Genomic DNA, 23,575 nt, shown 5'->3' with positions numbered 1-23,575 from the left:
GGACCAGATAGTCGTCGACGCCGACCGATCCGTCTCCTGTCTCGGCGCGCTCGACCGGACGCTCGAAGGCGTCCCGGAGCGCCGAGACGACCGAATCGGAGACAACGCCGTCGGCCGCGACGTAGAGAATCGCGCCGGCGGCGGTGCCCCCTGAACTCGGGGGAGACATGTTAAATGGGAGATATTCAGAGAGCCAATAATATCTTGCGGGCGAACGGTCGGAGTTTCGAGGGACGGGAGTCGAAGACGGCCGGGCGAGCGAGTGGTCGACGCGCCGTCGCGGCCTACCCCTGTCCGACCATCCGCTCTTCGTCGTCCCACTCGCGCTTGCGGAGTTCGTACTTCTGAATCTTGCCGGTCGCGGTCTTGGGAATCTCCTCGACGAACTCGAACTCGCGGATGGCCTTGTAGCCGGCGAGGCGGTCGCGGGTGTACTCGGTCAGTTCCTCGGCGGTGACGCCGGGGTTCTCCACGTCGCCGTTCGCGGGGACGACGAACGCCTTGGGCGTCTCGCCCCACTTGTCGGACGGCGCGGGGATGACCGCCACGTCGCCGAGGGCGTCGTGGTCGAACAGCGCGTCCTCCAGTTCGACCGAGGAGATGTTCTCGCCGCCGGAGATGATGATGTCCTTCTTGCGGTCCTGAATCGCTATCATCCCGTCCTCGTTGACGACCGCGAGGTCGCCGGTGTGGTACCAGCCTTCGAGGCGGTCGTTGAACGCGTCGTGGGTCTCGTCGGGTTTGTTCCAGTACTGCTCCATCACCTGGTTGCCGCGGACGACCACCTCGCCGATGCTGGCGTCGTCGCGCGGGACCTGTTCGCTATCGTCGTCGACGACGCGCAGGTCGGTCCCGAGCGGCGCGACGCCCTGCCGCTGTTTGAGCGAGAAGCGAAGGCCGCCCTCGTCGGGGATGAGCCGGTTCGCGTCCGAGGTGGCGATGAGCGGGCCGGTTTCGGTCGCACCGTACAGCTGCGTGAACTCCCAGCCGAACTCCGATTCGGTGTGGCGAATCGTCGCGCTCGGGGCGGCGCTGCCGGCGGCGGTCACGCGGACCGGGTTGTCGCCGGCGTACGCCGGGTCGTGCTCCTCGGCGTACTCGCGCAGGATGGACAGCACGGTGGGCGCGCAGCAGAAGAACGACACGTCCTCGTTGGCGATGGCGTCGAACACCCGCTCGGCGTCGACCCCGCGGGTGCAGACGTGTTTCGCCCCGCGGCCGGTGACGGCGTAGATGTGGCCCCAGCCGTTGACGTGGAACATCGGGAGCGTCCACAGATACACGTCGTCGTCGGCGATGTGGTGGTGAATCGTCACCAGTTGGGCGTGGAGCGACTCGGTGCGGTGGGTCCGGCAGACGCCCTTCGGGTCGCCGGTCGTCCCCGAGGTGTAGTTGATGGTGATGAGTTCGTCCTCGGACATCTCGGGGCGCTCGTAGTCGTCGGCGTCGGCCTCGTCGAGGAACGCCTCGAAGTCGAGCCAGTCGCCGTCGACGGCGGCGGGGTCGTTCGTCACGAACACCTCGGCGGGCACGTCGTCGCGGACGGCCTCGATTTTCCCCGCGTACTGGTAGTCTGCGTAGACCACGCTCGCGCCGGAGTCCGAAAGCAGGTACTCGTAGTCCTCCGTCGTGAGCCGGTAGTTCAGCGGGACGTGAAGCGCGCCGCACTGCATCGCGCCGAAGGCCGCTTCGAGGTGGCAGTGCGTGTTGGGGTCGAGCACCGCGACCCGGTCGCCCTTCTCGACGCCGCGGGATTGTAGCGCCGCCGAAAACCTGTCCACCCGCTCGCCGAACTCCGCGTAGGTGAAGCGCTCGCCGTCGACGCCGACGACGGCCTCGTAATCGCCGTAGTACGTCCGGGCCCGGTCGAGGAAGTCCGTCACGAGTAACTGTTTCTTCATTCATGATAGACCGGGCGGGCGAGCGAACTAAACGCACCACTTCCGGCAACATTTCACAGAGCCGACGTGACCACCACAGTATGACGGGGAGGTCGTGGAGGGAGTCGAACGCGCCGCCGGACGCGACGGGGCCGCGCCCGCCCGACGCCGAAACGAACACCTTTGAACCGCGCGGCCCTGACTCCCGGCAGATGACGACGCCGACCCTCCTCGTCGCGGGGACCGCGAGCCACGTTGGCAAGAGCACCGTCGCGGCCGGGCTCTGTCGCCTGTTCGCCGACCGCGGCCTCTCAGTCGCGCCGTTCAAGGCCCAGAACATGAGCAACAACGCCCGCGCGGTGGCGACCGCCGCCGGCGACGATTTCGGCGAAATCGGCGTCTCGCAGTACGTACAGGCTCGCGCCGCGCGGGTCGCGCCGACGACCGACCACAACCCGGTCCTGCTCAAGCCCCACGGCGACGGCACCTCGCAACTGGTCGTCCACGGCCGGGCGGTCGGGCTCAACGCCGCCGGCGACTACTACGCGACCCACTGGGAGGACGCCCGCAAGGCGGCGGTCGAATCACACCGTCGGCTGGCGAGCGAGGCGGACGTGGTCGTCGCCGAGGGGGCCGGCTCCATCGCCGAGATAAACCTCCACGACCGCGATTTGGCGAACGTCGAGACCGCCCGCTTCGCCGACGCCGACATCCTCCTCGCGGCCGACATCGAGCGCGGCGGCGTCTTCGCCAGCCTGCTGGGGACGCTCGAACTCCTCCCCGAGGACGTGCGCGACCGCGTCGTCGGCGCGGTCATCACGAAGTTCCGCGGCGACCCGAGCCTCCTCGAACCGGGGCTCGACGAAATCGAGGAGCGGACCGGCGTGCCCGTCCTCGGCGTCCTCCCCTACGACGACCCCGGCCTCCCGGAGGAGGACAGCCTCGCGCTCCCCGCGGAAGGCGAGCGCGCCACCGTCGGCGACGACGACGGCGTCGCGGCCGAGAACGCGGTCACAATCGGCGTGCCGCGACTCCCGCGCATCTCGAACGCGACGGACTTCGGCCCGCTTTCCGAGACGCCGGGCGTCCGGGTCGCCTACCTCCCGCTCGACGCGACGCTCGACGGAATCGACGGAGTGGTCCTCCCCGGAAGCAAGAACACGGTCGACGACCTGCTCGCGCTCCGCGACGCCGGCTTCGGCGACGAACTCGCCGCGTTCGACGGCCCGGTCGTCGGCATCTGCGGCGGCTACCAACTGCTCGGCGAGACCATCGAGAACGCCGATATCGAGGGTTCGGGAGACGACGAGACGGTCGACGGGCTCGGCCTCCTGCCGGTGGTCACGCGGTTCTCCCACGACAAGCGAGTCGAACCCGTCGCCGTCGAGTTCGACGGCGCGGGACCGCTGGCCGGCGCGACGGGGACCGTGGACGGCTACGAGATACACATGGGCGACAGCCGCATCGTCGGCGACGCGAGCCCCGTTTCGGGCGACGGCGCGGCGCTCGGGCGGGTCGCGGGGACGTACATCCACGACCTGTTCGCCAACGACTCGCCGCGGAACGCGTTCGTGGACGCCGTGTACGAGTCGGCCGGGCGCGACCGGCCGGCGACGGACCCGCTCGGAGCCGACGCGGACGCCGGCGCGTCGGGCGACCCCTACGACCGCGCCGCCGCGCTCGTCGCCGACAACCTCGACGTGGCGGCGCTCCGTGACGCGCTCGGACTGGAGTGGCGGAGTCGCCAACGCGGCGACGCGTAAACCCGTCTCCGACGAGGCCGGTAACACGCCCGTAACCACCTGACACCGCCGTCAGCGAGCGTTTAACACCTAATAGGCGCTACACACGTTCGTCGGAGCACCCACCGAACTCCACCACCACACTCACACATGTCTCAACAGAAATCCGACTACGCAGACGACGCCGACATCGACGCCGACCTCGACCGACTCCCCGAGGACGAGGCCATCGAAGTGACCGTCGAGAACCTCGAAGCGAGCGGGTTCGACGTCGTCGTCGTCGACACGGCCGACGAGGCGCTCGAAACCCTGCGGTCGCACATCCCCGCCGGCGTCTCCGTGATGAACGGCCACTCGACCACCCTCGAAGAGATCGGGTTCGACGACTACCTCAGCGAGGGCGACCACGACTGGGAGAGTCTGCCGGACCAGATTTGGAGCATCGACGACGACGCGGAGCGACAGGCCGCCCGCCGCGACTCCCAGACCGCCGACTACTTCCTCGGCGGCATCAACGCCATCTCGCAGACGGGCGACCTCGTCGCCGCGGACCTCTCGGGCAGTCGCATCGGCGCGTACCCCTTCGCCGCCAGCAACGTCGTCATCGTCAGCGGCATCAACAAAATCGTCCCGACGCTCGACGACGCGCTCGACCGCCTCGAATCCGTCGCGTACCCGCTCGAAAACGAGCGCGCGAAGGAGGCCTACGGCGTCGAGTCCATGATTGCGAAGCAACTCATCTTCCGGCAGGAAGTCGAGGAGGGCCGAACCACCGTCGTCCTCATCCGCGAGCAACTGGGCTACTAACGTCCGACTCGCCTTTCCCTCGACACGTTCCCACGCTCCTCCGGGGAGCTTCCTGCGCCCGGTGAATCCATCACCACTACCACACCGGGCCACTACCACACCGGACCACCACCATTCCCCCGGAACCCACCGTTTTTCGGTCCCGCATCGTGAGCCGCGTCTGTCGCCGGCAAAACGGCTCGAACTGGATAGTTCTCGGGAGGGCCACGGTCGGGGATATATCGAACCGTAGAAATGTTCTTGGGACTGGAGCCGAATCGTTGGGTATGTCGGAACCCGCGCACCTGCTCGGCACGTTCGACGAAGAGGACTGCACCTACTGCGACGGCGACCTCGTGACCGGGAGCTACAAAGACAACGAGGCCATCGTCTGCGACGACTGCGGGACGCCCGCGGTCCAACTCTGGTAAGGGGCCGTCGAAACGCCGGTCGCCTCAGTCGCCGGTGACGATGTCGGCGACGCGGTCGCGGTCGAACAGCCGTTCGGCCTCGGGAATCTCGGGATACGCGCCGCCCGCGTACTCCGGCCACGCGCCGAACTGGTCCGGATAGAGCTGTTTGGCGGTCATCTCCAACTGGAACAGGTTCATAATCGGCCCCTGCACCGGCGTCCCCGATGGGAAGACGCGCTCGTTCCGGACCGCGCTGAGTTCGCTCCCGACGGGGTGGTTTTCGAGGTCCCGTCGAATCGCCGCCACGTCGTAGTACGAGTCGATACCGTAGCTGTGGAGCAGTACGTCGGGGTCGATTTCGAGCATCGTCTCGAAGTCGTAGGAGGTCTCGAACGTCACGTCGCCGGCCGCGAAGGCGTCGGTGATCCCGAGCGGACGGATGTGCGAGGTCGCGAAGCCGGCTGCGTCGATTTTCGTCGGGTAGAACGTCTCGTCCATGTAGATGACGACGCCGACGGTCGGCCGCTCCGACTCGGGCGGGAGGTCCGACTGAATGGTGCCGAGGAGGTCGCCGTGGACCGCTTCGAGCGCCGCGAAGCGGTCTTCCTCCTGAAACACCTGCCCGACTTTCTCGACGATTTCCCAGAGCGTGTAGTACTCGTAGTCGGCGGCGTACGGCTCGGGCGGCTGGGCGTGCGTGCGGCTGTAAGCGTTGCCGAACCACGGGCCGACCCGCTCGCGAATCTCCTCGACGTCCGACTGGTCCCAGCCGTCGAATCCGGCCACGAGCGCCGGGTCGACGAGGTGCAGGTCGGAGTCCAGTTCGTAGACGAGCTCCTTGTCGATGTTGACGCTCCCCGACCCCGAGTTGAGTTGCGCGAGGTCGCTCCGGTCGAACGAGACGCCGTCGAGGCGCTCGTAGTAGGCGTCGAGCGTCCGGCCGCCGGCGTCGCTGTCGAAGCCGAGGGAGTTCACCGCGTCGCCGTGGCCGAAGGCGACCGCGGCGTCGGCGTAGACGAGGTTGTACACCATCACGCGCTCCGGGACCGATTCGAACGTCACGTCGCCGGCCGGCGACATCGACACCGCGTACCCGGCGGAGTCGCCGTCGGCCGCAGTCTCCGCGTCGGAAGCCGCTTCGGTCGCGGTCGTCGTCGCGGCCGTCTCTGTCGCGTCCGTCGGCGAGCTCGCGTCGTTCCCCCCGGCGCAGCCAGCCAGCAGGCCGCCGGCGAGCAGCGCGCCGCCACTTTTGAGATACGCGCGCCGCGTGGGTGTCGCCCGGTCGGTGAAGTCTTCGCCCATGGTTTTAGGCAACCCTAAACGGATAAATCCGTTTCGGAGTTTTGGCGAGCCTAAATCGGTACGCCTATATGTATTAGGCGGGCCTAAAAATACGATGGCAGACAGCGACGGACCAACGCGCAGGAAGTTCTTGACCTACGGCGGTTCGGTCGCCGCCGGCGGACTGCTCGCCGGCTGTACCGGTTCGTCCGAGTCGGACGCGACGGCGACGGACGCGGCCGCGGCGGACACCGCCGCGACCGCCGAATCGACGGCGACGAGCGAGTCGACCGCGGAGTCGACGGCCGACGGCAGTTCGTACACGGTGTCGATGGCACCGATGGGCGACGTGACGTTCGAGGGCGTCCCCGAGAGCATCTTCACGCGGCTGACCCACCACGCGGGGATGGCGTTCGCGCTCGGCCACGGCGACGCCGTCAACTCGATGCACGCCCCCGACTACTACGACGCGCTGTGGAACCAGTTCACGCCGCGACTCCCCGGCGTCGAACTCGACTGGACCGGCCTGTACTCGTCGTGGGAGCCGTCGAAAGAGCGGCTCTACGAACTCGACAGCGACGTGCACCTCGCCGACCCCGCCAGCGTCTCCGCGCTCGGCAGTTGGAGTCAGGCCGACCTCGACGAAATCGAGGAGAACGTCGGCCCGTGGTTCGGCAACAGTTTCAGCGCGCGCCACCAAGCGCCGCCGACCGAGTGGGCCGACGCCTACGAGTACTACGGCCTCTGGGAGATATTCGCCAAGGTCGCGCAGGTGCTCAAGGAGGAGGCGAAGTACGAGGCGCTCGCGGCGGTCCGCGAGGAACTGCTCGCGGCGATTTCGGCGGACCTCCCCGCGGAGGCCGACCGCCCGACCGCCGTGCTCCTCGGCCCGAGCGACCTGGAGTCCATCTACGCGTACAACCTGAGCACGCCGGGGTTCCTGACCGCTCACACCCGCCCGCTGAAGCCGGTCAGCGCGTTCGGCGACGACGTGGAGTCCGGCTCGACCGTCGACTTCGAGACGCTCCTCGAAGCCGACCCCGACGTGATTCTCACGCTCGGCGGGATGCATCCGAACACGAGCATGCCCGACATCCGCGCGGGCCTCCGCGACGACCCCGTCGGTGCCGAGATTTCGGCCGTGCGGAACGACCGCGTCTACGCGCAGGCCGGCCGCTATCAGGGGCCGATACTCAATCTGTTCCAGTTGGAGATGACCGCCAAACAGCTCTATCCGGACCAGTTCGGCGCGTGGCCCCAGTACAGCGAGGGGCCGTATCCCGATATTCCCGAAGAAGAACAGCTATTCGACCGACAGCGCGTCGCCGACATCATCAACGGCAATCTCTGAGTCGGCGACCGCGGACATCTCGTCGGGGCGACCTCGTGGCCTCGTCGGCGGCGGCGCGAACGGCGTCGACGGCGACGCGCCCGGCGGTCAGTCGGAGAGCCCGGCGTCCGCGATAGCCGCGCGAATCGCGCCGAACCGGACGAGGTCGGCCGCGGTCTCCAGTTCGCCGTCGAGGCGGCGGTCCTCGTCCAGCGGCGGAACCACGGACCGAATCGCGTCGCGGACGGCTCCCGTGCCGGTGCCGAGTTCGAGGCCGTCGCCGAGGAACTCCGCGGCCTGCGACCCACAGAGGAGTTCGACGCCGACGATGGTCGCGACGTTCTCGGCGACCGTGCGGGCGTTGAGGGCGCTCTGGCCGCTCATGCTCACGTGGTCTTCCTGCCCGCCGCTGACGGGCGTCGAGTCGATGGAGGGGCGACCGAGCGACCGGCACTCGTTGAGGAGCGCCGCGGCGGTGTACTGCGCAATCATGTACCCGGAGCGGAGGCCGCTGCGTTCGGTCAGGAACGGCGGGAGGTACGACTCCTGCACGTCGGGATTGAGCATCCGGTCGGTCCGGCGCTCGGAGATGGCCGCGAGTTCTGTCAGCGCGCCGGCGGCGTAGTCGAGTCGGAGCGCCAGCGGTTCGCCGTGGAAGTTGCCGGCGGAGACGACGGCGGCCGCGTCGGTGCCGGGCGCGCGCTCGTCCACCGCGCCGGCCGGGAAGACGAGCGGGTTGTCGGTGACGCTGTTGAGTTCGACCTCGACGGCCTCGCGGAGGTGCGAGACGGCGTCTCTGACCGCGCCGTGGACCTGCGGGAGACAGCGAATCGAGTAGGCGTCCTGCACGCGCTCGCAGTCCTTGTGCGATTCGAGGACGGTCGACCCGGCGGTGAGGCGGCGAATCGCGGCCGCGCTCTCTTTCTGACCGGGGTGGGGGCGAACCTCGTGGATTGCGGGGTCGCAGTTCGCCGTCGTCCCCATCGTGACCTCGGTCGCGAGCGCGCCGGCGGCGTCGGCGGCCTCGACGGTTCGCTCGGCGTCGACGACGAACAGCGAGGCGAGGCCGACCGTCAGTTGCGTCCCGTTGATGAGCGCGAGGCCCTCCTTGGAGGCGAGCGTCACCGGTTCCAAGCCGACCGCTCGCAGGGCTTCGTCGCCCGGGAGTCGCTCGCCGTCGACGCGGGCCTCGCCCTCGCCGATGAGGACGAGCGCCATGTGCGCGAGGGGCGCGAGGTCGCCGCTCGCGCCGAGGCTCCCGCGGGAGCGGACGACCGGCTGAACCCCCTCGTTGAGCATCGAGACGAGCAGGTCGACCACCGAGGGCCGAATGCCCGAAAAGCCCTTGGCGAGCGTGTTGGCCCGGCTGACCATCATCGACCTGACCTCCTCGCGGGCGAGTTCGCGGCCCGCGCCGGCGGCGTGACTGCGGACGAGGTTGGTCTGGAGGCGCTCGATGTCCTCGCGGTCGATGTGGGTCTCCACGAGGTGTCCGAAGCCGGTGTTGACGCCGTACACCGGTTCGCCGGAGTCGAGGACGGACTCGACGCGCTCGCGCGACTCGCGCATCCGCTCGCGCGACTCGGCGGCGAGCTCGACCGGGGCGTCGTGGCGGGCGACGGCCGCCACGTCTTCCGGCGCCAGCGACGCGCCGTCGAGCGTGACCGACTCGGGGAGCGACGCGGCGTCACTCACGGGCGACCACCCCCGATTTCAGCACGGTCGAAACGGGGTTCGTGTCGAACCGGTACGAGAGGTGCGACGCGGTCGGCACGTCGAGCACGACGGCGTCGGCAGGGGCTCCCGCGCGGAGCGTGCCCGTGCCGTCGTCGCGGTCGAGCGCGCCCGCGGCGGCGCTCGTGACGCCCCGAATCGCCTCGTGGGGCGTCATTCGCATCCCGACGCTGGCGAGAGTAGCGACGAAGCTCATGCTTCGGGAGAAGCAGTTCGGGTTGAAATCGGTGGCGAGCGCGACCTCGTGGCCCGCGTCGAGGAAGGCGCGGGCGTCGGCGTAGTCGGCTCCGAGGCCGAACGCCGTGCCGGGAAGCATGACCGGCGTGACGCCGGCGTCGACGAGCGTCTCGCGGCCCGCCTCGTCGGTGTGAAGCAGGTGGTCCGCGCTGGCCGCGCCGACCGCGGCCGCGACGTCGGTGCCGCCGATGGCGGCGAACTCGTCGGCGTGAATCTTCGGCGCGAGGCCGTGGTCGCGGCCCGCTTCGAGAATCCGACGGGACTGCTCGGCGGTGAACACGCCGCGCTCGCAGAACACGTCGCAGAACTCGGCGATGCCCTGTTCGGCGACCGCGGGGAGTTGGTCGGCGACGACCGACTCGGCGTACTCCTCGGCGTCCACGCCGCGGGGGACGGCGTGTGCGCCCATGAACGTCGGAATCACGTCCACCGGGTGGTCCGACCCGGCCGCGTCGACGGCCGAGAGCATCCGTAGTTCGGTCTCGGTGTCGAGGCCGTAGCCGGTCTTCACCTCGACCGTCGTCGTCCCGTGGGCGAGCATCGCGTCGAGGTGCTCGGTGAGGTTCGCCACCAACTCGTCGTCTGTGGCCTCGCGGACCGCGTCGACGGTGCGGAGGATGCCGCCGCCGTCGGCGAGAATCTCCTCGTAGGTCGCGCCGCGGAGCTTCGCCACGAACTCGTCGGAGCGGTCGCCCGCAAAGAGCGCGTGGGTGTGAGGGTCGACGAAGCCCGGCAAGACCGTCTTGCCGGTCGCGTCGATGGCCGTCTCGGCGTCCGCGACGGGGTAGTCCGCGAGCACTTCGGCCGTGGGTCCAACGGCGACGACCTCGCCGTCGAGCGCGGCGAACGCGGCGTCTTCGAGGACGACGACGCCGGTTCCCTCGTCGGGGCCGACGACCAGTTCGGCCGCGCCGTGGACGACCGTGAGGCCGGCCGCGGAACCCGCGTCAGTCACGGGACACCACCCCCGCGAGGAAGTGGGCGACCGCGCGGGCGGCCGCGCCGACGGTTCGGCCGTCCTCGTCGTCCAGCGGCGGCGCGCACTCCACGACCTCGAAGCCGACGACGCGGGGGTCGGCCGCGACGCGGCGGAGCATGGAGAACAGTTCGCGGGTGGTGACGCCGCCGGGGGTCGGCGCGCTCGCGCCCGGCGCGGCCGTCTGGTCCAGCACGTCCACGTCGAGGCTGACGAAGACGCGGTCGCAGGCGGCCAGCGCATCGAGGGCGAAGTCGGCCGTCTCGACGGGGCCGCGGCCGACCTCGTCGGCGGTGAGGATGGTCCCGCCCGAGTCGCGCAGGAAGTCGGCGTAGGCGGTCGAGGTCTCGAAGTGGCGCGCGCCGACCACGGCGAGGCGGTCGAGGCCGGCGTCGAACAGTTGGCGGTAGGGCGTCCCGCTCGTCGGGCCGTCGGCGGGTTCGCGGCAGTCGAGGTGGGCGTCGAAGCTCACGACGCCGACCGAGTCGTCGCCGGCGAGAAGCGGCGTGACGTTCCCGACCGTCAGGGAGTTGTCACCGCCGAGGAAGACCGGGAGCGCGCCGCGCTCGTAGACGGCCGCGGCCTCGTCGGCGACGACGGCCTGCACGTCGGCGACGTGGTTCTCGGGGTCGTCCGCGTCGTTGTACGCCTCGACCGGGAGGTCGCCGAGGTCGGCGACGCCGGCGACCGGCCCCTCGTCGAAGTGGTGGGTCTTGACGCCGGCGAGGGCGCGCCGAATCGCGGCCGGGGCCTCGCGGGCACCGCGCCGGCCGATGACGGCCCCGTCGTAGGGTTCGCCCACGAGGACGGCTCGGAAGTCGCCCGCGTCCTCGATTTCGGCCGGGGAGACGACGCGGCCGAACTGCTCGTCGTTCGGGTCCGACGAGGTCCCTTCCCACGCGGGCGGGTCGGTGAGGCTCATTCGTCACCTCGGGCGGCGGGTTCGTCGTCCGCGTCGTGGTCCCGCATCGGGATTCGGACGTTCGACCGGGTCGCCTCGTCCAGCGCGTCCTCGTAGCCGGCGTCGGCGTGGCGGACGACGCCCATGCCGGGGTCGGTCGTGAAGACGGCGCGGGCCTTCTCAGCCGCGAGGTCGGAGCCGTCGAGGACGACGTGGTTGTTCGCGTGCAGCGAGTTGCCGATGCCGACGCCGCCGCCGTCGTGGACGCTCACGATGTCCGCGCCCGCGGCCGTGTTGAGAAGCGCGTTCAGGATGGGCCAGTCGGCGACCGCGTCGGTGCCGTCGCGCATCGCCTCGGTCTCGCGGTACGGGCTGGCGACCGACCCGGCGTCGAGGTGGTCGCGGGTGACGACGACCGGCGCGGAGACCTCGCCCGAGGCGACGAGGTCGTTGATCTTCAGCGCGAACCGGGCGCGCTCCGTGAGTCCCTCGTCGTCGGTGGCGTAGCCGAGCCAGCAGACGCGCGAGGGGAGCCCCTGGAACGACACCTGCTCCTGTGCGAGGTCTATCCAGCGCATGAGCGACTCGTTTTCGGGGAACAGCGCTCGAATCGCCTCGTCGGTGCGGTGGATGTCGGCGGAGTCGCCGGAGAGCGCGGCCCACCGGAACGGCCCGCGCCCGCGGCAGAACATCGGGCGGATGTACGCCGGGACGAAGCCGGGGAAGTCGAAGGCGGTGGTCATCCCGCGGTGGTCTTGGACCTGCCCGCGGATGTTGTTGCCGTACTCGAAGGCGATTGCGCCCGCGTCCTGTAAGTCGAGGATGGCCTGGACGTGGCGCTCCATCGTGTCGAGGCTCGCTTCGACGTACTTCTCGGGGTCGTCCTCGCGGAGTCGGTCGGCCTCGTCGGCGGTGTAGCCGCTCGGGTAGTAGCCTTCGAGTTCGTCGTGGGCGCTGGTCTGGTCTGTGACCACGTCGGGAATCTCGTCGCGCGCGAGCAGTTCTTCGAGCATGTCCGCGGCGTTCATCTGGACGCCCACGCTGTAGGGTTCGCCCGCGTCGATGGCCGCCTTCGCGTTTTCGAGCGCCTCGTCCAGCGAGTCGGCGAACTCCATCAGGTAGTCCGTCTCGACCCGGCGCTCGATGCGGTCGGCCTGCACCTCGGCGGCGATACAGACCCCGCGGTTCATCGTCACCGCGAGGGGCTGTGCGCCGCTCATCCCGCCGAGGCCGCCGGTGACGACGAGTTTGCCCCGCAGGTCGGCGTCGTAGTGCTGGCGGGCGAGTTCGGCCAGCGTCTCGTAGGTGCCCTGAATGATGCCCTGCGTGCCGATGTACGCCCACGACCCGGCGGTCATCTGGCCGTACATGATCTTCCCCTCGGCCTCCAGTTCGTGGAAGTGCTCCCAGTCGTCCCAGCGGCCGACGAGGTTGGAGTTGGCGATGAGGACGCGCGGGGCGCGTTCGTGGGTCGGAAAGCGCCCGACCGGCTTGCCCGACTGGACGAGGAGCGTCTCGTCGTCGTCGAGGTCGCGGAGTTCGGCGAGGATGGCGTCGTAGGCGTCCCACGAGCGGGCGGCGCGACCGGTCCCGCCGTAGACGACGAGGTCCTCGGGGCGCTCGGCCACCTCGGGGTCGAGGTTGTTGTTGAGCATCCGGAGCGCCGCCTCCTGTCGCCACCCCTTGCACTCGATGTCCGTCCCGGTGGGCGCGCCCTGATACGCGCGCCACTCGTCGCTCGGGTCGCCGAGGCGGTCCCGGCGCGCCGACGATTGCTGGTCGTGCATACCTCACACATCGGGCGCGAGACGGGTAGCGATTCCCCCACCGTGCGGCGTGGTGTTTATATGTACTGCTGGCCCCACGGTCCGAGTATGTACGAGGCGAGCCTCCGAATCCGGGACGACAGCGCCTACGCGGCGGCGACGGCGGGCAACGCCGCGAGCGTCGAACTGTGGTGCAACGAGCACTGCGACATGCTCCACGTGAGCGGCGAGGTCGGAAGCGACGTGCTCGACCGCGTCGGCGACACCGTCGGCGTGGCGGCGTCGGTCGAGCGCGGCGACGAGTTGGTCGTCGTCACCGCCGACTGCCTCCGGGACCACGAGATAGACCACATCGAGGGCTACGTGCAGAAACACGGGCTACTGCTCGTGCCGCCGCTTCGCTACCGCGACGGCGCGAAGGTCTGTCGCCTGCTCGCCGTCTCCGCCGACGACCTGACGGCGTGCTTCCGCGACCTCGTGGACAGCGGCTTCGACGTGAGCGTCGAGTCCAAGCGCGCGGTGTCGTTCGCCAGCGGGAGCGGCCCGCTTTTAGCACCCGCCGACGCGATGCCCGAACTCACCGGCCGCCAGCGCGAGGCGCTCCGACTGGCCCGCGCCGGCGGCTACTACGACCTCCCGCGCGGTATCGAGACCGCGACCATCGCCGACGAGATGGGCGTCTCGCGGCGCACCGCCGAGGAACACCTGCGCCGGGCGGAGCGAAAAGTGATGGACTCGGTCGCGCAGTACGTGCTGTAAGGCTCAGCCGTCGTCGGGCGCGGCTTTCAGCTCCAGCGTGTAGCCGAACGGGTCGGTGACGTACACCGCGGGCGCGACGCCCGTCGCCCCGAGCGGTTCGAGTTGGCGGTCGATTTCGACGCCGCCGGCGTCGAGATGGTCGCGGAGTTCGTCGATGTCGTGGGCGAACTCGATGGCGACGTGGTCGAAGGCGGTCTCGGTCGGCGGTTCGAAGTTCTCGGCCGGCCGGAGGTGGATGACGCTCACCGGGGTCAATCGGACGGAGAAGAAGGGCTTTTCGCCCGATTCGAACAACTCGCGGTTCTCGATGTCGAAGCCGAGCGCGTCGCGGTAGAACCCGACCGCGGCGTCGAGGCTGTCGGCGGGGATGCGGAGGTTCACGTGGTCGATTGCCGTCGCGTCCATGCCCGCACCGTCGCGGGGGAAGATGGTAAAAATTCGTGCGGCGGCTATCGAGGACGGGGGGCGCTGAAATGGGGCATAGATAAACTGAATTGAGTTTAAAAGTCTACAATTTTTAGAAATTGTAGAATTTGTAAAAATTGTACAGTAATAGAGACGTTTCAACGAGTTATTCTCTCGATGGCTTTTCTGAGTTTGTCTAATATAAACTTCTAATTATTTACTAATACTTCATCGCCTCGGGAGACCGCGACGCCGACAACCGGAACCGACGTTCCGCAATCGTAACCCATTGGTAGCAGGTGGGTGAACGGAGGGTGTGAACCAACAGCCGACATCCGACGAGCGCTTGCTTGCGGGCTACCCGGGTCGGATGTTAGTCACCGTGTCGCTGGCGTGGGCGGTCCTTCAGACGGGGCGGTTCCTCCTGTCGCCGCTGTTGCCGACCATCATCGAGGAGTTACAGATAACGGAGGCGACCGCCGGCATCGCGCTGGCGCTGTTTCAGGGCGTCTACGCCGTCACCCAGTACCCCGGCGGCGAGTACTCCGACCGCTGGACGCGGACGACGCTCATCGTCCCCGGACTGGGCATCCTCGTCCTCGGTTTTGCCACGTTCGGCCTCGCGGGCGGTCTCGCGGGCTTCGTCGCCGCCGCGGTCGTCACGGGACTCGGGAAGGGGCTTTTCGCCATCCCCTCGCGGGCGCTCCTGTCGGACCTGTTCGTCGAACGCCGCGGCCGAGCGCTCGGAGTCTACGCCGCCGGCACCGACCTCGGCGGCCTCGTCTCCTCGGGGCTCGCCATCCTCGCGCTGACCTACGCGACGTGGCGGACGCCGTTCCTCCCGGTGGCCGTCGTCCTCGCGGGACTCACGGTGCTCTACGCGCTCTGGTCGCGAGACGGCTACGCCGTGGGGTCGCCCGAACTCCACGTCTCGGGGACGCTCAGACGCCTCTTCGCCAGCGCGGAACAGCGCCGGACGCTCCTCGCGTTCGGGCTGTTTTACTTCATGGTCGGCGGCTTCATCAACTTCTTTCCGACCTACCTCATCGAGGCGAAGGGCTTCGACCAGCAGTTGGCGAGCGCGACGTTCGCCATCGTCTTCGCCGTCGGCATCACCATCAAACCCGTCGCCGGCGGCCTGAGCGACCGGTTCCGCCGCGAGTCAATCGCCGTCGTCGGGATGCTCGTGGCCGCCGGCGCGCTCGCCGTCCTCTCGGCCGTGGCGGCGCGCCCGCTCATCTACGTCTCCGTCGTCGCGCTCGCGGCCGGCTACAAGACGGAGTTCCCCCTCGCGGACGCCATCATCATGGACAACGCGCCCGACGCCGACCGCGGGGCCGACCTCGGGGCCGCGCGGGCGCTGTTCCTCGGCGCGAACGCGGTCGGCCCGGCGTACGTCGGCATCGTCGCCACCTACGCGAGCTACGTCGCCGCGTTCGCGGGGCTCGCGGTCTGTCTCGTCGTCGCCGCCGGACTCCTCTACTGGGACGCGCGGAAGCGGTAACTGGTCGTTCGGAGCGTAAAATCGTGGAAAACAGCCGTCTGGGAATGGCGTTCGGGGGTGCCTCTGTTCGGTCGGCGTCGGCGGTCGGCGGTCGGTGCGGCGGAACGGATGACGTGAGTCGAGTGCCCGCTCAGCCGTCGAGTTTCGCCTTCGTGTAGGCTTTCAGTCCTCCCTGTTCGACGAGCGACTGGAGGAACTCGGGGAGCGCCTCCGCCTCGTACGTCTCGTCTCGCGTGTGGTTCGTCACGACGCCCGCGTCGAGGTCGACGTGAATCTCGTCGCCGTCCTCGATGGCGTCCGCGCCGGAGCAGATGAGCACCGGCAGGCCGAGGTTGATGGCGTTGCGGAAGAAGATGCGCGCGAACGACTGCGCGACGACCGCCGAGACGCCCGCGCCGACGAGCGACAGCGGCGAGTGCTCCCGCGACGACCCGCTCCCGAAGTTCTCGCCGGCGACGACGAAGTCGCCGGTCTCGACCGACGCCGAGAACTCGGGTCTGAGGTCCTCGAAGGCGTGGCTGGCGAGTTCGTCGGGGTCCGACGAGACGATAAAGCGCGACGGCGTTATCTGGTCGGTGTCGATGTTGTCGCCGAAGACCCACGCGCGACCGGGTTCGGCGGGGTCGGGGCGGCCGTCGCCGGAACCGCCGGCGGCTCCCGTCATGGCAGCACCTCCGCGAACACCGTGTCGTCGTAGCGGTTCGTCTCGACCTCGCGGGGGTCGGTGATTTCGCCGTACAGCGCGCTCGCGCCGACGGTCGCCGGACTCGACAGGTAGACCGACGACTCCATCGACCCCTCGCGGCCGGGGAAGTTCCGGTTCGCCGTGGCGAGACAGACGTCGCCGTCGCCGAGGACGCCCTGATGGTAGCCCGCGCAGGGGCCGCAGCCGGCGCTCTGGATGACCGCGCCGGCGTCGGTGAGCGTCTGGAAGACGCCCGTCCCGAGCATGTGCTGGTAGACGGACTTCGAGGCGGGGACGACGACCATCCGGACGTTCGGGGCGATGGTCTCGCCCGCGAGGATGTCCGCGACGATTTTGATGTCCTCGTACCGGCCGTTCGTGCAGGTGCCGACGAACAGCTGGTCGACCTCGGTGCCCGCGACCTCGGTCACGTCCACCGCGTTCTCGGGGTTCGACGGCTTCGAAACCTGCGGGGCGAGGGCGGCCGCGTCGTAGGTGTGGACCGCCTCGTAGTCGGCGTCGTCGTCGGAGACGAACGCGTCGCCGAGGTCGATTTCGTTCCCGGTCTGGCGTTCGAGGTACGACTCGGTCCGCTCGTCGGGCGCGACGAGGCCGGCCTTGCCGCCCATCTCGATGGCCATGTTCGAGAGGACGAGGCGCTCGTGAATCGGGAGCGACTCGACGGCGCTCCCGGCGTACTCGGCTGCCATGTAGGTACAGCCGTCGAAGCCCACGTCGCCGATAAAGCGGAGGATGAGGTCCTTCGCGTAGACGCCGTCTTGAAGCTCGCCGTCGACCTCGAAGCGGAGCGTCTTCGGGACGCGGAACCAGAGTTCGCCCGTCGCGAGCGCGGTTCCGAGGTCGGTCGAGCCGACGCCGGTCCCGAACGCGCCGATGCCGCCGTAGGTCGTCGAGTGGGAGTCCGCGCCGATGACGAGGTCGCCGGGGCCGACGAAGCCCTCCTCGACGAGGACGGCGTGGCAGATGCCGTCGCCCACGTCGAACTGGTGCGCGCCGTGTTTCGCCGCGAACTCGCGGACCGCGTTGTGGTTGTTCGCGGCCTGCACCCCGTCGGCGGGGGCGTGGTGGTCGATGGTGAAGACGGTCCGGTCGGGCGCGAACAGCTCGCCGTCGTCGCCCGTCACCTCGTCGAACGTCTGGAACGCGAGCGGGCCGGTGATGTCGTGGGCCATCGCCACGTCCACGTCGGCTTCGACGTAGTCGCCGGCGCGGGCGTCGGTTCCCGATTTCTCCGAGAGCAACTTCTCCGCGAGGGTCTTGCCGGACATGTCAGTTCTCCTCCCCGTCGGCGGCGACGGTGTCGAGGACGCCCTCGACGGTGCCGCCCGCGAGGACGTGGCTCGTCAGGCCGAGGCCCAGTCGGTCGGACACGTCGTGAGCGGCCGCCTCGATGCGGCCGAAGTCGACGCCGTGGCCGACGCCCATGCGTTCGAGCATCTGGACGAGGTCCTCGGTCGGCGTGTTGCCGACGCCGGACATGTCGCCCGGGAGGACGACGCCGCCGCCGAGGCCGCAGACCGAGGCGTCGAAGCGGTCGACGCCGACCGCCATCGCGGCCAGCGTGTTGGCGAGGCTCATCCCGTTCGTGTCGTGGAGGTGCAGGCCCATGTCGAGGCCGGGGTGCGCCTCGAACGCGGCGGTGAAGCGCTCCGTGATTTCGACCGGGTTCGCGAGGCCCATCGTCGTCGCCAGCGTCACCTCGTCGACGCCGGAGTCGACGACGCTGTCGACGACCGCGAGCGTCTCCGCCGGGTCGATTGCGCCCTCGTAGGGGCAGTAGAAGCTCGTGCCCATCCCGGCTTCGACCTCGATGCCGTGGTCGTGGGCGAGGTCGACGATGTCGTCCATCTCCGCGAGCACCTCCTCGCGGGTGCGGTTCTGGTTTTTCGCGGTGTACGTCTCGCTCACCGTGACGAGCGCGTTCACCTTGTCAACCTCGGCCTCGACGGCGCGCTCCATGCCCCGGAGGTTGGGGACGAGCGCCCGGTAGGTCACGCCGTCGCGGCGGGTGATTCGCGTCGCCACCTCGTCGGCGTCCCGCAGGGTCGGGACGGCCTTCGGGTGGGTGAAAGAGGAGAGTTCGATTTCGTCGACGCCGGTGTCCGAGAGGGCGTCGATTATCTCGACTTTCTCGTCGGTCGGGACGAACTCGTCGAGGCGCTGGAACCCGTCGCGGGGGAGCATCTCGACGACGTGGACGCGCTCGGGAAGCGAGTCGAGGAGGCTCATATCACGTCCTCCGCTTCGAGGTCCGAAAGCACCGACTCGTCGTAGCCGAGTCGGTCGCGGTAGACCGCGTCGTTGTGTTCACCGAGCGACGGACCGAGGTGGTCGACCCGCCCCGGCGTCTCCGAGAACTTCGGGAAGGCGTTCTGGACGACCGCCTCGCCGAGGTCGGGGTCGTCGACCGTCAGGAACGCCTCGCGCGCCGCGTAGTGCTCGTCGTTGAGGATGTCCTCGACGTTGTAGACGGGCGCGAGCGTCGCGTCGGCCGCCTCGAACGCGTCGAGAACCTCCTCGCGGCTGTGGTCGTCCATCCAGTCTTGGATGATGGCGTCGAGTTCGTCGACGTGTTCCAGTCGGTCCTCGTTGGTCTCGAACCGCGGGTCGTCTTTCAGGTCGGGGCGGTCGATGGCGTCGAACGTGCGCTCGGCGAGCGGTTGGGCGCTCGCGGAGATGGCGACCCAGCGGTCGTCGCCCGTCCGGTAGACGTTCCGCGGGGCCGACGAGGTCGAGCGGTTGCCCGACCGCGACTCGATTTCGCCGAGTTGGTCGTAGCGGAGCGGTTGCGGGCCGAGCAGGCCGAAGATGGGTTCGATGAGGCTCGTGTCGATGTACTGGCCGCCGCCGCCGTGGACGTCGCGGTGGTAGAGCGCGAACATCACCGCGAACGTCGAAAACAGCGCCGCGATGTTGTCGGCGAGGCCGGTCGGCGGGAGCAACGGAGGCGAGTCGGGGAAGCCGTTGAGGTAGGCGAAGCCGGACATCGCCTCCGCGAGCGTCCCGAAGCCGGGGCGCTCGGCGTACGGGCCGGTCTGACCGAAGCCGGACATCCGAAGCATCACGAGGTCGTCGTTGACCTCGGAGAGGCGCTCCCAGCCGACATTCCAGCGTTCGAGCGTGCCGGGCCGGAAGTTCTCGATGAGGAGGTCGGCCTCGCCCACGAGGTCCTCGAACACCGCCGCGCCCTCGTCGGTGGAGATGTTCAGGGTGATAGACTGCTTGTTCCGCGAGAGGTACTTGTGCCAGAGGCCGACGCCGTCTTTCTGTGGACCGAAGCGGCGGATGTGGTCGCCGAACGCCGGGTGTTCGATTTTGATGACCGTCGCCCCGAAGTCGGCCAGGAAGCGGCCGACGGTCGGGCCGGATATCATCGACCCGGCTTCGAGGACGACGAGGCCGTCGAGTGGTCCGTTCGTGTCGTTCGTCATGTCGTGTGTGTCTTCTCGTTCTGTGTCGCGTGTGGTGGTCGTGTGGTGGTGCGTGTGCGCGTCCGCGTGCCCGTCGGGACGTGTGCCCGGTTCCGCGTGGCCGGTCAGTCCGCGTTCGTGGCTCGGTTCGGTCGCCGCCGGCTCACACCGGGCGGTCGATGTGGGTTCCGTGCCCTTTCGTGCCGACGATTTCGCCGTCGTCGTAGGCGAGTTCGCCCTTCACGACGGTCTGGGTCGGCCAGCCGGTGACCTCTCGGCCCTCGTAGGGGGAGTAGCCGCTGACGCTGTGTAACAGTTCCGGCGTGACCGTCTTCGTCTCGTCGAGGTCGACGACGGCGAGGTCGGCGTCGCTTCCGACCCGGACTGTCCCCTTCTTGGGGTAGAGGTTGAACGCCTTCGCCGCGTTGGTGCTGGTGACCTCGACGGCGCGTTCGAGCGAGATGCGACCCTCGTTGACGCCCTCCGAGAGGATGAGCGGGAGCATCACCGGCGTCGAGGGGAACCCGAGCAGGCTGTCGCGGATGCCCTCGCCGAACTTGTTCTCCGCGAGGTTGGCGCAGTGGTCGGTCCCGATAGTCGAGATGGTGCCGTCGGCGAGGCGCTCCCAGAGCGTCTCTTGGTCGGCTTTCGACCGAACTGGGGGGTTGACTTTCATGCGCTCGTCGCACTCCTCGGTTGTGAGCGCGAGGTAGTGGATACACGTCTCGCCCCACGCCCGGTAGCCCGCGTCGTGGAGCGCGGCGAGTTCGTCTGCGGTCCCCCCGGCGGAGATGTGGACCGCGTAGAAGCGGTCGTCGTAGCCGTGGACCTTGGCGAGCGCGGCCCCGGCGACCATGCTCTGGGTCTCGGCGTAGCCGGGGAACTCCTCGACCATCACCTCGTAGCCCTCGTCGGCGTCGGCGTCGGTGTCGTCGGACTCCGAGGTGACGTAGACGTTGCCGCCGGCGAGCGCGTTCGTGATTTCGACGTTCTCGGAGTGGTAGCCGAGCGTCGTCGGCACGTCCTGTTCGGCGAGTTTCCGGACGAACGCATCGCCGAAGTCGTCGTGCATATCGCAGTCGACGCCGAACTTCTCGCGGGCGGCGTCCTTGTAGTTCATGTACCACTTGAACGTCGTGATGCCGAACTCGTCGATGATAGTCGGAATCTCCTCTATGTGCTCCATCGAGAGCAGGCCCAGCGAGAAGAAGTAATCGTGGTAGTAGTTCGGCTCCGCCTCGTCGAAGTAGCCCGGCATGATGTCCTCGTAGGCCCCGGCCCGGCGGAAGTAGTTCCCGATGGTGGTCACGCCGCCGACGAGGTCGGACTTGGACTCGGACTCGGCGTCCGCCTCCAGCCCGCGGTAGATGCCGTGGTGGGTGTGCGGGTCGATTGCGCCCGGGAGCACGTGCTTGCCCGTCGCGTCGATTTCCGTCTCGCCGGAGAGCGTGCCGGGGGCGGCGACGGCGGAGATGGTCTCGCCGTCGGCCGCGACGTCGGCTTCGAAGGTGCCGTGTTCGGGCGTGACGACGGTGCCGTTCGAGATGACGAGGTCGTGAGTCATAGCGTCTCGACCCACTCCTTGACCGCCTCGGTCTCCAGCACCTCGGCGTACTTCATCCACAGGTCGAGGAGGCCGATTTTGTGGGACGCCTCGATGCGGTCGAAGATGCACTCCTGCGGCAGGACGACGCTGAAGCCGTTCTGCTTGGCGTCGACCGCGGTGGCTCGGACGCACCCGCTCGTGGAGTTGCCGACGATGACGACCGAGTCGTGGCCCCCGCGGACGAGCCGCGAGAGCAGGTCGGTCCCGTAGAACGCCGACGCGTAGGACTTGTCGACGACGGTGTCGCCCGCCTCGGGCGCGACCGGGTCGACGATGTCGAGGTCGGGGTGGTCGGGGTCGTCGTAGCTCGACGGGACGACCCGCGTGTACGTCACCGGAAGCCCCTGTTCTCGCGCGAAGTCGAGGAACGGGTCGATGTGTTCGATGGCGTCCCACGCGACGTCGCCCATCGCGGTGCGGTACTCCTCGATGGCGTCGAGGATGGGAACGTTCTCGCCGACGATGAGCCGCTGCATGTCGATGACGAGAACCATCGGGTTCTCGCCCATGCCGCGGGACTCCCACGACGAGGCGCCCTCCCTGTCGTAACCAGCCTTCGTGATGACCTGTTTATCCTGTTCGGATAGCAGGTCCTCCCAGATACGGTCTGTCATGACTCGCTTCGCCTGAGATGCGGTGGCATCCAGCATAAAAGTACGGCACGGTCCGCCGGCGTCATGTTACGGGGCGAACACCTCCAGCGTTCGGGCGACCCACTCGCGGTCGACGCCGGCGGGCGCGCGGACGACCGGGAGGTCGACGCCCATCTCCCGGAGTTCGCCGAGCCGTCCCCGCACGTCGTCGGGCGCGCCGACCAGGGCCACGAGGTCGAGGAAGTCGGCCGAGAGTTCGCGCGCTCCGGCCTCGGTCGTCGGCGCGGCCCGGACCGCCTCGACCTCGCCGGCGAAGCCGGCCTGCTCGGCCGCGCGGTCGTAGTAGCCCGGCACGTCCCGCAGGTAGTAGGCGACGTGTTCGGCCGCCGCCCGCCGCGCCTCGTCGGGGTCGTCGTGGACGGCCGTGAGGACGTACATCGCCACGTCCACGTCGCTTCGGTCGCGCCCGCTTCGGGCGGTGCCGGTGTCGAGCCACCCCAGCGCCTCCTCGAACTGCGGGCGCGGATACAGGTTCGGAAGCCAGCCGTCGGCGACCTGCCCGGTCAGCCGGACGTTCGCGGGGCCGAGCGCGCCGTTGTAGATTGGTATCTCCTCGCGGACGGGTTCGAAGGCGTCCCAGAAGCTCGTGCGCTCGGGCGAGAAGAACTCCCCGTCGAACGAGTCGGCGTCGCCCCGGAGGTAGCGCCGCACGAGGTCGACGTACTCGTGGAGCCGCGACAGCGGGCGGTCGAAGGGGACGCCGTGGAACGCCTCGACGACGCCGGGGTGGGCGACGCCGAGGCCGAGAATCGCGCGCCCGTCGGAGTGGTCGTCGAGGGTCGCCGCGGCCGCCGCGAGCGCCGCCGGCGTCCGCGAGAACACGTTGACGATACCGGTCGCGAGGCCGATTTCGTCGGTGTGGACGGCCCAGCGTTCGAGCTTTCCGAAGGCGGTCTTGCCCTGTCCCTCGGCGGCCCACGCCGACTCGTAGCCGAGTTCCTCGGCGCGGACGACGAGCGAGGGGTCGTCGCGGAGCGCGAACAGGACACCGGTTCGCTCGCTCATTCCTCCGCCGGAACCGCGGGCGCATCGTCGGCCGGGACCGGGACGACGCCGTCGACGGCGAGGTCGTTCCAGATGTCGAGGCGCTCGATGAGCCCCCGGCGGACGACGTAGATATCGACGTAGCGAACGTCCGAGAACTCCGCGCCGTCGTTGTCGACGCCGTAGAGCGACCCGACGCTCACGACGGTGTCGCCCGCCTCCATCCAGCGGTCGAACTCCTTTGCCGCCCACTCGTACCGCGGTTCGAGGTGCGCGAGGAAGTCGTAGGCCGCGGTCGGTCCCTCGAAGGTCGCCCCCGGCAGGGAGATGACGGCGTCCTCGGCGAACAGGTCGCCGACGGTGTTCCTGCGGTCGTCTTCCATGCGGTCGAAGAACTCCTCGACGATATCTCGTGGCGAGTCCATGCGGTATGGGTGTTCTCGACACACATAGTTTTTCACTCCGTCGTTCCCGACAATCTGTCGTTCCTGAACGTTCGAGT

At 68.9% G+C, this 23,575-nt stretch carries 21 protein-coding genes; 6 read left to right on the top strand and 15 right to left on the bottom strand.

The window, feature by feature from the left end:
• Positions 1-284: 284 nt before the first annotated feature.
• Positions 285-1,901: a long-chain-fatty-acid--CoA ligase gene (locus BN996_RS19400; protein WP_089781761.1), complete on the bottom strand. Its 1,617-nt coding sequence runs from the start codon at positions 1,899-1,901 to the stop codon at positions 285-287.
• 191 nt (positions 1,902-2,092) lie between these two features.
• Here BN996_RS19400 and BN996_RS19395 point away from each other — a divergent pair, with 191 nt between their 5' ends.
• The 3 genes from BN996_RS19395 (at position 2,093) to BN996_RS20320 (ending at position 4,839) form a co-directional block, all read left to right on the top strand.
• On the top strand, positions 2,093-3,643 hold the full coding sequence (locus tag BN996_RS19395; protein ID WP_089781763.1) for a cobyric acid synthase: 1,551 nt from the start codon (positions 2,093-2,095) through the stop codon (positions 3,641-3,643).
• A gap of 129 nt (positions 3,644-3,772) precedes the next feature.
• Positions 3,773-4,429: a lactate utilization protein gene (locus BN996_RS19390; protein ID WP_089781765.1), complete on the top strand. Its 657-nt coding sequence runs from the start codon at positions 3,773-3,775 to the stop codon at positions 4,427-4,429.
• 266 nt (positions 4,430-4,695) lie between these two features.
• Entirely contained in the window at positions 4,696-4,839 is a 144-nt protein-coding gene (locus BN996_RS20320; protein ID WP_167344176.1) for an HVO_A0556 family zinc finger protein, read from the top strand.
• Between the two features lie 24 nt (positions 4,840-4,863).
• Here BN996_RS20320 and BN996_RS19385 read toward each other — a convergent pair whose 3' ends face one another.
• Complete coding sequence (locus BN996_RS19385; RefSeq protein ID WP_089781767.1) at positions 4,864-6,123, bottom strand: ABC transporter substrate-binding protein; 1,260 nt, start codon at positions 6,121-6,123, stop codon at positions 4,864-4,866.
• Positions 6,124-6,217: 94 nt separating this feature from the next.
• Here BN996_RS19385 and BN996_RS19380 point away from each other — a divergent pair, with 94 nt between their 5' ends.
• Positions 6,218-7,453 (top strand): ABC transporter substrate-binding protein, encoded by a 1,236-nt coding sequence (locus tag BN996_RS19380; protein WP_089781769.1) that lies wholly within the window; start codon positions 6,218-6,220, stop codon positions 7,451-7,453.
• 87 nt (positions 7,454-7,540) lie between these two features.
• Here BN996_RS19380 and hutH read toward each other — a convergent pair whose 3' ends face one another.
• Genes hutH through hutU form a run of 4 tightly spaced genes read right to left on the bottom strand, consistent with a single transcriptional unit; the run spans position 7,541 to position 13,067 of the window.
• Complete coding sequence (gene hutH, locus BN996_RS19375) at positions 7,541-9,127, bottom strand: histidine ammonia-lyase (protein ID WP_089781772.1); 1,587 nt, start codon at positions 9,125-9,127, stop codon at positions 7,541-7,543.
• Positions 9,120-10,358: an imidazolonepropionase gene (gene hutI, locus BN996_RS19370; protein WP_089781774.1), complete on the bottom strand. Its 1,239-nt coding sequence runs from the start codon at positions 10,356-10,358 to the stop codon at positions 9,120-9,122. Before hutI ends, hutH begins: the two co-directional genes overlap by 8 nt.
• A complete protein-coding gene (gene hutG / locus BN996_RS19365) occupies positions 10,351-11,301 on the bottom strand; it encodes a formimidoylglutamase (RefSeq protein WP_089781776.1) in 951 nt (316 codons plus the stop codon). The genes hutI and hutG overlap by 8 nt, the downstream gene beginning before the upstream one ends.
• Positions 11,298-13,067, bottom strand: coding sequence for a urocanate hydratase (gene hutU / locus BN996_RS19360; protein ID WP_089781778.1), 1,770 nt, complete (start codon positions 13,065-13,067; stop codon positions 11,298-11,300). The genes hutG and hutU overlap by 4 nt, the downstream gene beginning before the upstream one ends.
• Before the next feature lie 87 nt (positions 13,068-13,154).
• Here hutU and BN996_RS19355 point away from each other — a divergent pair, with 87 nt between their 5' ends.
• On the top strand, positions 13,155-13,805 hold the full coding sequence (locus tag BN996_RS19355; protein WP_089781780.1) for a helix-turn-helix domain-containing protein: 651 nt from the start codon (positions 13,155-13,157) through the stop codon (positions 13,803-13,805).
• A 3-nt stretch (positions 13,806-13,808) separates the two neighbouring features.
• On the opposite strand, the gene BN996_RS19350 is transcribed toward BN996_RS19355, so the two are convergent.
• Positions 13,809-14,210: a VOC family protein gene (locus BN996_RS19350; RefSeq protein ID WP_089781782.1), complete on the bottom strand. Its 402-nt coding sequence runs from the start codon at positions 14,208-14,210 to the stop codon at positions 13,809-13,811.
• 370 nt (positions 14,211-14,580) lie between these two features.
• On the opposite strand from BN996_RS19350, the gene BN996_RS19345 reads away from it, so the two are divergent.
• A complete protein-coding gene (locus BN996_RS19345; protein WP_089781784.1) occupies positions 14,581-15,714 on the top strand; it encodes an MFS transporter in 1,134 nt (377 codons plus the stop codon).
• 130 nt (positions 15,715-15,844) lie between these two features.
• Here the strand turns inward: BN996_RS19345 and BN996_RS19340 are convergent, their stop codons facing one another.
• The 8 genes from BN996_RS19340 to BN996_RS19305 form a co-directional block, all read right to left on the bottom strand.
• Positions 15,845-16,378, bottom strand: coding sequence for a 3-isopropylmalate dehydratase small subunit (locus BN996_RS19340; RefSeq protein WP_089781786.1), 534 nt, complete (start codon positions 16,376-16,378; stop codon positions 15,845-15,847).
• Entirely contained in the window at positions 16,375-17,688 is a 1,314-nt protein-coding gene (locus tag BN996_RS19335; RefSeq protein ID WP_089781788.1) for a 3-isopropylmalate dehydratase large subunit, read from the bottom strand. The genes BN996_RS19340 and BN996_RS19335 overlap by 4 nt, the downstream gene beginning before the upstream one ends.
• 1 nt (position 17,689) lies before the next feature.
• Entirely contained in the window at positions 17,690-18,649 is a 960-nt protein-coding gene (locus BN996_RS19330) for a hydroxymethylglutaryl-CoA lyase (protein WP_089781790.1), read from the bottom strand.
• A complete protein-coding gene (locus tag BN996_RS19325; RefSeq protein WP_004967838.1) occupies positions 18,646-19,851 on the bottom strand; it encodes a CaiB/BaiF CoA transferase family protein in 1,206 nt (401 codons plus the stop codon). The genes BN996_RS19330 and BN996_RS19325 overlap by 4 nt, the downstream gene beginning before the upstream one ends.
• Positions 19,852-19,993: 142 nt before the next feature.
• A complete protein-coding gene (locus BN996_RS19320; RefSeq protein ID WP_089781792.1) occupies positions 19,994-21,394 on the bottom strand; it encodes a dihydroorotase in 1,401 nt (466 codons plus the stop codon).
• Positions 21,391-22,050, bottom strand: a complete 660-nt coding sequence (locus BN996_RS19315) for an isochorismatase family protein (RefSeq protein WP_089781794.1) — start codon at positions 22,048-22,050, stop codon at positions 21,391-21,393. Before BN996_RS19315 ends, BN996_RS19320 begins: the two co-directional genes overlap by 4 nt.
• 66 nt (positions 22,051-22,116) lie before the next feature.
• The gene (locus BN996_RS19310) at positions 22,117-23,094 is read right to left on the bottom strand and encodes an LLM class flavin-dependent oxidoreductase (protein ID WP_089781796.1); all 978 of its coding nucleotides are present in this window, start codon (positions 23,092-23,094) and stop codon (positions 22,117-22,119) included.
• Positions 23,091-23,498, bottom strand: a complete 408-nt coding sequence (locus BN996_RS19305) for a nuclear transport factor 2 family protein (RefSeq protein WP_089781798.1) — start codon at positions 23,496-23,498, stop codon at positions 23,091-23,093. Before BN996_RS19305 ends, BN996_RS19310 begins: the two co-directional genes overlap by 4 nt.
• Between the last annotated feature and the right edge of the window lie 77 nt (positions 23,499-23,575).

This window comes from Haloferax massiliensis, assembly GCF_001368915.1.
In the GTDB taxonomy this organism is placed as follows: domain Archaea; phylum Halobacteriota; class Halobacteria; order Halobacteriales; family Haloferacaceae; genus Haloferax; species Haloferax massiliensis.
This window is presented reverse-complemented; position numbering and strand designations above follow the sequence as displayed.